The 12,204-nt window shown below is 53.8% G+C and carries 5 protein-coding genes and 3 pseudogenes; 1 reads left to right on the plus strand and 7 read right to left on the minus strand.

The features are described from left to right. Nucleotides 1–194: 194 nt before the first annotated feature. The 3 genes and pseudogenes from BC1002_RS33735 to BC1002_RS33745 form a co-directional block, all read right to left on the minus strand. On the minus strand, nucleotides 195–1,049 hold the full coding sequence (locus BC1002_RS33735; RefSeq protein ID WP_013094455.1) for a sterol desaturase family protein: 855 nt from the start codon (nucleotides 1,047–1,049) through the stop codon (nucleotides 195–197). A 415-nt stretch (nucleotides 1,050–1,464) separates the two neighbouring features. Next, nucleotides 1,465–1,680: pseudogene (locus BC1002_RS33740) on the minus strand (IS110 family transposase); the annotation flags it as partial. Nucleotides 1,681–1,969: 289 nt separating this feature from the next. Further along, complete coding sequence (locus tag BC1002_RS33745; protein ID WP_013094457.1) at nucleotides 1,970–3,262, minus strand: cytochrome P450; 1,293 nt, start codon at nucleotides 3,260–3,262, stop codon at nucleotides 1,970–1,972. An 890-nt stretch (nucleotides 3,263–4,152) separates the two neighbouring features. On the opposite strand from BC1002_RS33745, the pseudogene BC1002_RS33750 reads away from it, so the two are divergent. Beyond that, a pseudogene (locus tag BC1002_RS33750) lies at nucleotides 4,153–5,128 on the plus strand (PLP-dependent transferase); the annotation flags it as partial. Nucleotides 5,129–6,005: 877 nt separating this feature from the next. On the opposite strand, the gene BC1002_RS33755 reads toward BC1002_RS33750, so the two are convergent. From BC1002_RS33755 to BC1002_RS37145, 4 genes and pseudogenes are all read right to left on the minus strand, one after another. Continuing rightward, a complete protein-coding gene (locus tag BC1002_RS33755) occupies nucleotides 6,006–7,373 on the minus strand; it encodes a carboxyl transferase domain-containing protein (protein ID WP_013094458.1) in 1,368 nt (455 codons plus the stop codon). Nucleotides 7,374–7,455: 82 nt separating this feature from the next. After that, nucleotides 7,456–8,799 carry an amidase family protein gene (locus tag BC1002_RS33760; RefSeq protein ID WP_013094459.1) on the minus strand — a complete coding sequence of 448 codons (1,344 nt, stop codon included), beginning with the start codon at nucleotides 8,797–8,799 and terminating at the stop codon, nucleotides 7,456–7,458. Nucleotides 8,800–8,835: 36 nt separating this feature from the next. Continuing rightward, entirely contained in the window at nucleotides 8,836–10,524 is a 1,689-nt protein-coding gene (locus tag BC1002_RS33765; protein ID WP_013094460.1) for an NAD(P)/FAD-dependent oxidoreductase, read from the minus strand. A 231-nt stretch (nucleotides 10,525–10,755) separates the two neighbouring features. Beyond that, a pseudogene (locus BC1002_RS37145) lies at nucleotides 10,756–11,696 on the minus strand (IS5 family transposase); the annotation flags it as partial. Nucleotides 11,697–12,204: the final 508 nt, after the last annotated feature.

The following is a 12,204-nucleotide window of genomic DNA, read 5'->3' on the forward strand; positions in this document are numbered from 1 at the left end:
CCTTGAATAAGGGCATAAAATCTTGCGCCGTTAGGCCGTACGAGACGGCAAATGATAGCGATCTCAGCGTTACCGCTATAGTTCGATGACTCGCGATTTGCCTTCACCGTCGATGGTTTCAGGTGACGTTGTATTGGCAAACGTTTTGTCTACCAGTGCTGGTCAATTCAAGTGAATGCCCCGCCCAATCCTCGTCAACTCTCCTGCGTTATGCGGTCAGATTTGGCTTTGAACCAGCGACGTCGATCAAACGGAAACATAAAGTAGTCGCGCACGGTGAGGGGCTCGGATTGATTGCGAAGGCCCACTTCGGGCCATTCGTCCCGTTTCGGCCAGTATGCCGTGCCGAAGATCGTGTCCCAGATGGTCGTAAAGAACCCGTAGTTCCGGCGCCGGTGATGCGGCTGAGTGGAGTGATGAATTCTGTGGAACTGACCGTCTCCGATGATATATCGCAGAGGCCCAAGGTTGATGCGCGTGCTGGAGTGCGAGAGATGCGCTTGAAAAGTAATGAGGGTCATGGCAGCAGCCGGCACCACGCCAGACTCGAAGTGGATCAGCGCGAGCGGTAATGCTACAAACAAGGCGTAGATAACCGGCTCGGAAATGTGATGATTGCAATTCCACGCTGTCAGTTCGCGAATCGAATGATGTGTAGCGTGCAAGCGCCAGAGGAATGGCACGGCGTGCTGTGCACGATGCATCCAGTAGTAAAAGAAGTCACCGGCAATTGCGACCACAACGCCTGAAACGATGGCGAAAGCCGTCTTGATAACTGCGTTGTCAGAGTGAAGCACTGTTGAAAGATTGACCGTCAGGAGCGGCTTGACGCCTAACCATTGCAAGCCCACAGCGTACAAGTGCCAGATTAGCGCGCCGCATCCAATCCGAATCGCCCAGTTCCGTGCGCCCCGAAGGTACGATGCAACGCTGTATCGATAAGCTGGAAAAGCGATCTCAAGAGCTGCACATAACGTGGCAAAAATCGCAAGCAGTTTGAACGATTGGACGGCGAACTGGACCATCTGGTGGATATCGACAGCATTCATTGTTTGCTCCGGTGAGCCGATCGAATACGGAGATCTCGGGTCGAAAAGCTGCTTGTCAAAATGGCCGGCTTCTTCATGGGTGTCATGCAGTTACGTGACTTAAGGAGGACACCAATTTAGTAACTCGGAGTGCCAATCGATATCGGTGGCGATGGGCATTTCACGCCACAAGGTCGTGCAAAGTGTCTATTTAGGGTGCCCTAGCGGACCGCCCGGTGCGCGATGCCGCCGACCGTCCGGGCTTCGCGTGACTGTGCCGTGGCGGCATCATCACTATCCGCCATTTTCTGAAATCGCGAAAATCAATTGTTTGGATAAGACTCATTCGCTTCACAAATGACTTTCTCAATACAGACTCAAGGGATGGTCGAAGGCATATGCACTGCACTCAGCGTATGCCGCATCGAACGGTGGCCTCGGCGATGAGGGCGCGCAGTTTGGCCTCGTCGTTGGTGAGCGCCGTGTTGTACAGGCGCTTGCCATTCCGAGCTAGTGCCACGGCGGGATGCTGGCCTCTACCGACGTCGACGCCGATGAAGACATCGACGACGTCATGTCGTTGGAATTCTTGCATCGAACTTTTTGCAGATCGAACGAGTGGGCCTGCGACAACGGTGGCAAGTCTCGGCATCGACGTTACGGACGGCCTTGGAATATCCCGCCGAGCCTCTATTAGCGATCACCAGCCCACCAAGCCCGGTGACAACACCCCCCCGGATCATGACTACGACTGGGGGCGAGGGCGAGAATCATACCGGGCCCGGCTGGCCAAAGCCTCAATTATCGAGGCGGGAAGATAGTAACTGGGGGCTGCAAGCGGCAAAATGGTTGGCAGTCGCTGTTACATGTTTGATTTTGCAGACGAAAGCACGGTCCCGCTCAAAGTCGTTTTGTGGCGTTCAAATTCTACGTTGATGCCGTCATTGCAACACGCAACGTATCGGGAGGTGCTTTGGCCCACTTACGAAATTAGACGTCGTGAATTCGACATCTCCCACCGGTTCGACGAACTGCAACTTCGGGATCAGTTCCTCGAACAGGATGCGCATCTCCATGTTTGCGAGATGCTGGCCAAGACATACGTGAGCACCGGCTCCAAACGCAATGTGCCGATTCGACCTTCGGTCGATATCGAATACGAAAGGGTCGGGGAAAACCTCCTCATCGCGATTGGCCGAGCCGTAGCAGAGCATCAGCCAATCGCCCTTGCGGATCGTCCTGCCTCGCAAATTCGTCTCGGCTGCCGCCGTACGCATGAAATGACGCACTGGCGATGCGTAGCGGAGGCTCTCGTCGATGAATTGCGGAATGAGCGACGGGTCAGCCTTTAGTCGCGGCAGCAAATGGGGGAATTGACACAATGCCCACATCGCAACGGATATGGAAGACGAGACCGTGTCATGCCCAGCGGCGGCGAGAATCACGTAGTAGCCGAGGCGGGTTGCCTCATCAATAGGCTGTCCATCGACAACCGCGTTGGCGAGCAAGGTGGCGATGTCGTTACGCGGGTTTTTTCGGCGATCTTCGGTCAGGCGATCGAAGTAACCCTTGAAGTCTGCTACAACGGACAGCAGCGCCTTGCCGATCGCACTTCCGGCGCCGCCCTGGCGACTGATCTCGCGCTTGTATTCGGCATCCTCGCTTCCAAACATCTCCTGTGTGAGTCTCAACATACGGGGAGATTCTTCCTGCGGAACTCCGAGAATATCCATGATCACGTTCAGCGGATAGTGCAACGCGAAATCGTTCGCAAAGTCAATCACGGAGCTGCTCTGTTGCACAAGTTCTCCGATCATCAAATGTGCCAATGATCGGATGCGAGCCTCAAGTATAACGACACTGTTCGGCATAAACCACGACTGTGTCAGTGCGCGCAACCTCTTGTGTTCGTCGCCGTCGACGTGGACGAGCGAACGGACGATGTTTGGACTACCGGTGGCCGCTATAACATGCGCGATAGATGCTTGCGGACGGCAGACGACGGAATAATCGCCGTTGCGAAACAGGGCATTGTTCCGGGAAATCATTGAGACGTCGGCGTGTTTTGTTACTACCCAGAATGGGTCATGCGCGTCCGCCATTGCTCGTCCGACTGGGTTGTTTGCACGCGCCCACGCGTATATCTCATGGAGCCCGTCGAGGTTTGTATAAGACTGCGGATCAACCAGACGGTTTGCTATGTCTTTCGGTAGGTCGTAATTTGTCATGCTCACGATACTGAAGAAAAATCGACATGTGGAATCGAGGCAAGCAACGTGTACGCATCCACTCATGGCTGGCATTTGGGGTCGACCGACGTTTGCGGATCACTCGCCAGTTGGTGCTCACCGAAGCCGTCGCGTCGGAAAAAAGAGGCGAAGGGGCCGGGCGCATGCGTGCGCTCGCCGGATGTTGTTCTTTCATACTATTCACGACTTTCGTCTTTCACCTTACTGCATGTCAACCTTTCTTGATCTCGTGGCCATGCATTTGAGCCTCGAAGGTATCCCTTGTCCGACACAGGGCATGACAATGGCATTCGCACACCAGGAGCAAGCTCACCGCTTGTCGATGTCTTCGTGGTCAAGTGACAGAACCGGAAGGCCGTCGAACCGGCGCACCTTTGCCCGGTACGGTGCCTCTCACGCTGCAGTGATTCTCCAGCCCATGCTAATGAGGCCGTCGTTCATATCTATCACGGCAAGGGGTGAATATTAGTCGACACTGTGGGTCGCGGGTTACGCTGAAGTTGTATTCATGAATCGAACGGTCGCGACGAAATATCAATTTGCGGTTGAGGAGGGCGGTAGCACACATCCCGCAAAACCGCGCCAATGACCTTCTTCGTCGAATGTCAGGCTTGCCAAAGATTGGCTGGCACTTTGACGCTATGACAAAAGTGCTCATGACAGGAGGCAACTCTGAGTAAAAATCTTTTTCCGTATCCTTCAAACTGCCCGGACAACAGTCAGAGACGAAATCTTTCAACGGCGCCAGCGCCGGGCGGCTATTTGGGCGGGGCGTCCTCGCTGAATTCGTTCCATCGCGTAGCCTATGCTGCCAGCAATTCATGACCGTGTTGGCTACTTATCTGATGTGAGAAAGGTATGACCTTGATCAAGGGTTGTCGTGCGCCAGTCTCGTACAGGGTTGCAGGGGGGCGAACCGTCTCGCTCGACCTACCGTGGGGACTTTAGACGACCCGTCAGAGTATAGACGACTCCGATGGGTCACTTTTTTTGGTGTCCCAGTGGAGGGTGCGAGCGACGCCATGGCGGTAGCTCTCGGCAGTCCGCAACCTTTCTCGCTATCGCTAACCTGTGCAGCGGAACGCCAGGCGATAACGTTGTCGTGTCGAAGTATCTATATGGCAATACGTGGAATCTGCTCTTCAATACATTCAAACGATTGGGTATCGAGGCACGATCTGCGGATCCAAGAGACGTAACATCGTTCGAGCGAATGTTGGACGACAGGACGATTGCCATGTTTGGAGAGACGTTTTCCAATCCGTGCCTTGTCCCGTTGCCTGTTCCGGCGCTGGTGGAAATCGGTGAGCGGCGCGGGATTCCTGTTATTGTAGATAACACGACAACCCCTTTGATTTGCCGTCCGAAAGCTCTGGGCGCCGACATCTCCACGTATTCCGCGACAAAGTATCTATGCGGCCACGGAACGACACTTGGTGGATTGATTGTCGATAACGGAAGCTTCGCGTTTGACGACGCAGGCCGGTTTCCGTTGTTCAACGACGGAGAGATGAAGCGCATGGCGACATCCTCTGGAAAGAAGCTGTTATGAAACTGGACGATTTTGGCGCCAGTCCCTATTTGCTTAAATCCCGGATGACTTGGCTTCGTGACACCGGCGCCGCGATGAGTCCCCTCGCCAGCTTTCAGCTGATACAAGGAGTCGAAACCCTTCATCTTCGCATGCAGCGGCATTGCGAAAATGCCGTCGCGGTTGCGGAGTTCCTTAACGTCCATTCGAGGGTCGCATGTGTCTCATATCCATCGCTGTCTTCAGGATACGAACGTGAGCTTGTCGGCGAATTAGTTGACGCACGCGTCGGCTACGGCGCAATGATTATGTTTGAACTGGGCGGATTGCGCCGATCATGCACTGGCTCGATTACGGCGATCATCAGGTGGCTCCATTACGCCGATCCGTGACAGACGTCTCGATGTTGAATTTTCTTGAGACCCTTCGAAATCGCGTTTCGGGCCATTGTGACTGGCCTCATTATGCCGATCATCCCTGGCTCGATTACGCAGATCCGTGACAGACGCCCCAAGTATTCTCGCTCAGCCTGGTAGCCGCAGCAACCAGAGGACTGATAGGTCACGTCGAGTCGGCTCGCTTGACTGTCACCTCTTAAGACTTCTTGCTGCTGCCACACCACGGCCGAGTTCGTCACCGGGGCCGGACGCGGAAGTCGGGCGCGTCCGGCATCCTCGTCCAGGACTTTGGTCCCACAGCGCGAATGACAATAGTATAGGTTACATCTGCCCTAGTTCAGCGGCAGGCTTGGTGCACGTCATTTCTTCAACTAGAACTGATCCGTGAGGCACGCCCGACGTGCGCAAAGGCGCCACAGTGAAGTCCGTGCGCGTGTAGACGCCACACAATTCGATCGGAGCAGGTCAAAAGCGAGCGGCGTTTGCATTGACAGCTGAACTGCAATCCTTGGCAGAAAAGCAGTCGCACTATGGAGGTTACAGGTCGGCGTGCCAAACGCATCTTTCCTCGCATCGTCCTGCTGAGCCTGACACGCAGCGCAATCTTCTTGATAGTGCGTGGGCCCCGCCTAGCGCGATAAACGTGACATGCGTACACACCGAATCGCTGGCTATCATGACGCAGTACCGGATGATCTTGGCGCGGCAACAGTCGGAAGAGGTTTGATCGAGGCAGTGCTACGACTTGGCCACAATGGTCTCGCGAGTCGCGCATTGTCCCGCGATCAGAACATCCGACTCAAGATTTGCCTGCCTCCGCGAACAAATATCTCGAAACCTGCTCCCTGGTATCTTTTATTTCAATGACGTCGGTAATCAGTCCATCGGCCTTCAACAGTTGGGGATCTTCGATTTCGTCGGTCAGCTTCTGTATTATGTCCCTTGTCGTCTCATCAAGTTCTGGCATAACTTTTGTCATCGTATCGGGACTGAAAACACCAATGTGAGCCTGCGGATAAGCCAAGACTGCTACTGGGTTAAAGCCCGGGCCGCACATGGCATACACGCCTCCCGTGTACGCTTTTCTTGCAATGAGCAGCAACTTAGGTACTTTGCTTCGAACGTGTGCTCTGAACAAATCTGCCGCTGCAGAAAAAATCCCACTATTTTCCGCCTCTCGGCCGATCATAAATCCAGGGATGTCAGCAATAAAAATGATCGGTATCCTGACTTTCTCAGCCACACCAACCATTTTGACTATTTTGGTGGCGGATTGCCTGTGAATGGCACCGCCCTTATAGCGGGGATTGTTAGCAATGATAGCGACCGCGCTTCCTTTAATGGTCGCGTAGCCTGTCAACACTTCCTTTGCGTATTCGGGGCTAATTTCGGTGAAGCTGTCCTTGTCGACGAAAGAATGCAGCAACTGATGCATATCATAGGGCGTACGATGATCCAATGGAATCAAGCTCTTGAAATCAGCTGCTTCGGGTTCTTCATATCCCAGACCACGGTTCGCTCCGCGGTTGGCGATGACGTGAAGAAATTGCCTTACACATCCGAATAAGTCTTTTTCATCTTCGAATACCAATTGAACTGAACCTGAGTGCTTGCTGTGAACGTCTGTTCCACCTAGCGAATAGAGATCTGAATCCTGAGCCAGCATGGCCTTCACCATATCGGGGCGACCCATGCACAAGGCGCCCTTTTTGGTCATCAACACCAAGTCAGCCAGCATCAGTGGTAAGGCCAAGGGGCCTGAAGTCGGGCCGAGTATGGCGGAAATTAGCAAATTCTTCTCTGCCAACTCGGCGAGGGATGCACTGACTCTGCCCATTCCAGTTGGTGACAAAAGCAGTTTCGACATGTCCGACGAAAGAACTTTTGTGGTATCGAAACAACCTGTTCCTCCGGGACGGTCCTGAACGTAAATCAATGGGGCGCAACTCTCCCGGGCCATCGTTACGGTCTTTGTAATCTGCGTGGCGGTGCGCCACTGTCCGCTTCCTCTGAATTCACAGTCTCGTCCCCGATTCATGACCAGAAACGTTCTTACGGAATTTATAGACCCTTCGCCGCAGATGAAATGACTTCTCTCGACAGGGTGATGGTCGACAAAACTACCGGCGTCAAAGAGAGTGTTTATTCTTTGTAATGAAATCTGCATTGGCTACCACCTCCGAAACGATGTGCGAATCATTTGCTGTTGCCTGCGCATGAAACCTTTCGCGGTGAAGATCGCAGTCGTGTTACGACGAATTCAGAACGTCTTCTACAGACGTTGCCATAGTCAAGAGGCGGCGGTCCTGACCTCGTGGTGCGTCAAGGCTCAAACCAACGGGCAATGCACCATCCGGAGCAACGGGAAGGGTAACCGAGGGCATCGCGGCATTGCTGGCCAAGTCAGTATTACGTATCACCTCCGAGAAAAGTTCGGGCCGCCCGGCATCGCTACAGTGGGGAACGCTGCACGGAACCGTCGGGTATGCGAGAAAATCGACACCTTGGGTGGTGAACAGGTTTTTCATTTGTTGACGCAAAAGGCCCACATTCTGGATCGCAAAAGAATAATCCGCCGCAGAGATCAGCTGTGCACTGAGGTTGCTGTGGACGATGTTGCGGACAGCTTCATCACGGATGTTATCGAATATCGCATTTATCCTGTTGGCCCAACCGAAGGAAAGCAATGTGCGTGGAAAGTCCATGAAGAATTCGTAAACGGGAATGGTGAAAGTTCCAATCCTATTTAAGTCAGCAACAGCCGAGTCGTCCAGATCAACGCACTCGAACCCAGCGCGGATGAGACGCGTGATCGCATGCCAACAATGCTTTCGGACATCTTCATTGAGGTTACTCCACATGGACGCCGGAAGTCCTATGCGGCAAGGAGTACGTATCTGTTTTGCCGGAGGACGGGTACCGGTGGACAGCAGCTCATGTATCATCAACGCGTCCTTCGCCGTTCGCGTCAAAAGCCCAGGTGAATCTTTAGTGCGAGAAACTGGAATGATTCCAGCTGAAGACCAGTGACCGCTTGTTGGCCTGAAGCCGACAATTCCACAGAAGGCGGCCGGTATCCGCACCGAGCCGCCAGTGTCAGTTCCGATCGCGATCGGAACGATCCCGGCAGCCACCGCGGCCGCGCAACCGCCACTGCTTCCGCCCGCCAGATATCCCGGTGCCGTCGGGTTGCCCACCGTTCCCCACCTCGGATTGACCGATGTGATACCAAAACTAAGTTCATGCATATTGTTCTTACCGGCGACGACAGCGCCCAAGGATTTCAGTTTCCGGACGATAATGGCATCGCGTGTCGCTATGCATCCTTCCATCCCTGGCGTACCGGCAGTTACTGGAAACCCGCTAGCACAAATATTGTCTTTCAATGAGAAGGGGATGCCGTAGAGTGGTGCACCTTTCAGCACATCATTCGGCCTTGCGAAATGTGCGTCGAGGTCGCGACTACCAATGAAACAATTGAGCTTCTGCTGGCTAGCATTGGCGCTAATTGCGTGCTTCCGCATGTCATCCGCAGAGATTTCACCATCGCGTATACCATCACAAAGCGATTCCAGAGTGTCTTCCGAATACATAAAGAGTCCAAAAATAGGGTGTCAGTGCGTGCGATATCAGTAGTGGTAGGCACTGCGTATTTCGTCGAGAGGATTACCCCGTAGAAGGTCTCCGCCTGTACTGCGTATAACGGCACAGGCGCTATTGATAGCTGTCTGGACCGCCCCCTCGATCCAACCACCGGTGAATGAACAACCGCATCCAGCCAGATATAGGCCGGTATCCGTTGCGAGGTCGTTTGCCGTCTGAAATTGAAAAAAAAGCCGCTGTGAGTACACATCTTCACCGGGATAGTTGAGTTTAAACGCACCGGAAGAATGCGGATCAGTCAACCAGTCATGGTGAAGGATGGCATGCTCGTAGTCGTCATCCACGGGAGTGAGGTGGCGCGCAAGCTCAGGGTTGAATGTAGCAAGGGCGTCGACAAAACGCTCGCAGCGCTGTTTTTTGTCGGGGACACTTAGTAGCTTGTGCGCGTCGTCCTCCCACGTGTAGCTAAGCAAAACTACACCTGGACCGTCTGGCCTATCGGGCTCGTAGTCAAGGCAATATACCCCGCGCGCAAAACTGTCAGATTGAATTGTGACTGGCAAATCGTTACCGATCCAAAATTTACCATGTGTAAGCATGAATAGTTTTGATGACCCAGTGAGATGCGTTTCTCTGACGGCCCGTGAGACGTCTCGACTGAGAAACGTCTCGTCGTCAGTCAGGCCGTGAACCATCTGCATTGTCCTTGTGTTGCTGGTAACGATAACTCGGTCAAAGGTCATGATTTCGTCCGCGTCAGTCATCAGCCTTATCTTTCCGTCTTCTTTGTAGATACGGCCCACGCCATTGAAGCGAACCCGGTCCGCAACGGTGCATTCTCCGATCTTCTCTGCTGCGAGGCGCTCAGCTAGTGTAGCAATTCCGCAAGAGACCAAGCGTTGATCGTCCATGTAGCCATTGATGACGAGCCGCAGTATTTCGGTGAATGCCGCCTGATAAACAGGAAGGAAGCCTCCAGAGCCTATGCCCAAAGAACCGAATAGTTCAAAGTCGTCAGGCCGTTCCCAGCGGATGCCTCCGGGCGGGCGAGATCCAGTGAAGATGGCCACGATGGCTGCATAGAAAGAACTGTCACGAAACATGTCGAGCCACGTTTGCCATTCTGCTCGGGCTTCCTCAAACCGGCCTGACCTCAACATTGCGGTGATTTTTGCGGGAGCAACTAGAGACGTACCGTTGATCACGCATCCTTCCTGCAAAAAGGCTTTCCAGCCTTCGTAAACGACTCTGAATAATGGGGGCGGCGGGTCTCCCGCGCGCCAGATATGGCGAGTACCGCGATAGTGCAATTCGGTATCGACCATTCCTGGATCCGGGAAAGAGGCTGTCGTCGAAATGCCGTACCTGTCAAGGTAATGAAAAAGGCCGGTCGCACTCGGAGGAAATCTCATTGCACCCATTTCAGCAATGAGATGCGGGTACCGTGGATCAAAACGTTGTGACCATACTCTACCTCCGATGCGATCGCGGGCTTCAAACACGGTGACATCGGTGACACCTGCTCGCATCAATTCTGCCGCGGCCAGAAGCCCGCTAATGCCAGCCCCCACGATTGCAACCCGCGGCGTCTGTGCACTGGGGGAAAACGAGCCAATTGCTCCTTCTGATTTGCAAATCTCGAGGAAAGGAGCATAGTCATACAATAGGTCAATAGTCGGTGATGCAATGTGTGAAGACGCGGCGCAGTTTTTCATGAATTATCTCCTTTGGAGTACCTCTACCCGTCGAAAAGACGATCGCTGAGAGTAACGCTACGATTTAGGGAAGGTCTGCACAACTCGTTTCCAGAGAGTTGGCCGTTTGCCACTTGCGTCGTATCAGCCATGAGAGTCTGCTGGCAGGTTGGTCGTCTGGCCATTGAAGCGTGAGGACCACTGTTTGCCGAGATTCGCGAACTGAATCTGCGAGCGCTTCAAGCGTTCGCACAAAGCCTTGCGTGCCATCCACAGGTTGCCCAGAGCAAATAGTGTCGTGATCTGGGCGGTGTTCTTCATCAACCCTCGGTACCGGGTCTTTGTATACCCAAACTGTTGTTTGAGGACGCGGAACGGATGTTCAACCTTGGTGCGGATGCTGGCCTTCAGGCGTTCAATCTGATCGAATATCGCGATCCAGCCGATCGGTTAGGTCCAGTTGTCTGCGCCTGCCGGGTCGCATCGCGACATGCCAGCGAACCGCGCTTACGTGGCAGCGCTTCTCGATACCCTGATATCCGGCGTCAGCGTACACATCCATTTCCTAGCCGTGCAACAGCGCTTCGGCCGGATTGATGTCATGAACGTTGGTGGCTGTGCCGATGACCGTGTGGACCAGGCCCGACTCTGCGTCCACGTCGACGTGCGCTTTCATCCCTGCGTACCATTGGTTTCCGTTCTTCGTCTGTTGCATTTCCGGTCCCGTGTACCAGAGCCGTTCTTGGTGAAGTGGGTGCGGAAATCAAGGTGGCGTCGACCGCCGACCCTACCTTCAGCATCAAGCCTTTCTCGCTCAGGATCTCATTGACCAGCGTGAGGGTCTGCGCAGCCCGGTCGTGCGTTTCGAGAAGGTGACGGAACCGGAGAGTCGTGCTCTCGTCCGGCAAACGCGTCATACCCTCGTCCAGCCCAGCAAATTCACGATACAGCGGCACGTCATAAAGCGCCTCTTCCATCGCCGGGTCTGACAGACCAAACCACTGCTGCATGAAGTGGATGTGCAGCATCGTCGCAGTAGGAAACGGCGGCCTTCCGGTCTTACCCCTTGGATAGTGCGGTTCGATCAATGCAATCAACCTCGACCATGGGACAACGCGCCTCATCTCATCGAGAAATTCCCGCTTGCGCGTGCGTTTCGTTGAAAGATCCAGACCAAGACCAAGCTGTGTCATCGAGGTATCCCTTAAACCTGCATTCTCCCAGGATAGTCCACCGAGACGTCAACGTCAGGACTTTTGCAGAGCTTCCATAGATAAGAGAGAGGTAAAGATTGCATATTTCGTTGCCAATAACTGCTTTGTCTGTCAGCGCAAAGCGATACTTATCTTTAATATCCATGAATGCCACGATAGCAAATCGTCTACCTCAGGATCAAACAAATAAAATTGATGCCTGTGAAAAGATATCGTGAGGTGCCAACCAGTCGTCTATTTTTTGTCGCCGCTGAGTTGCCTAAACATCGCTTGCGAAGACATCAAGGCAATGTCGCAACGAGGCGAGCGTCAGCGTGTCGACTGGAAAAGATTGCCTCGTGCAGGATATCGACTAACTTGACGACGAGGCGCCACGGGCATAAAACTTTCGGACCGGACTCAATTGCGGGTTGGTGGCGTGGAGTTGCCCTATAAACCCGAGGAAACGTACATCGTCTTCACGAACGAGTGAGCCATACCATTGCTG

Origin of the sequence: Paraburkholderia atlantica, assembly GCF_000092885.1 — a bacterium.
Classification (GTDB): Bacteria; Pseudomonadota; Gammaproteobacteria; order Burkholderiales; family Burkholderiaceae; genus Paraburkholderia; species Paraburkholderia atlantica.

Excerpts from the sequence above, each read along its gene's own strand:
- BC1002_RS33735 (WP_013094455.1), bottom strand. The coding sequence starts at position 1,049 with ATGAATGCTGTCGATATCCACCAGATGGTCCAGTTCGCCGTCCAATCG.
- BC1002_RS33755 (WP_013094458.1), bottom strand. The coding sequence starts at position 7,373 with ATGCAGATTTCATTACAAAGAATAAACACTCTCTTTGACGCCGGTAGT.
- BC1002_RS33760 (WP_013094459.1), bottom strand. The coding sequence starts at position 8,799 with ATGTATTCGGAAGACACTCTGGAATCGCTTTGTGATGGTATACGCGAT.
- BC1002_RS33765 (WP_013094460.1), bottom strand. The coding sequence starts at position 10,524 with ATGAAAAACTGCGCCGCGTCTTCACACATTGCATCACCGACTATTGAC.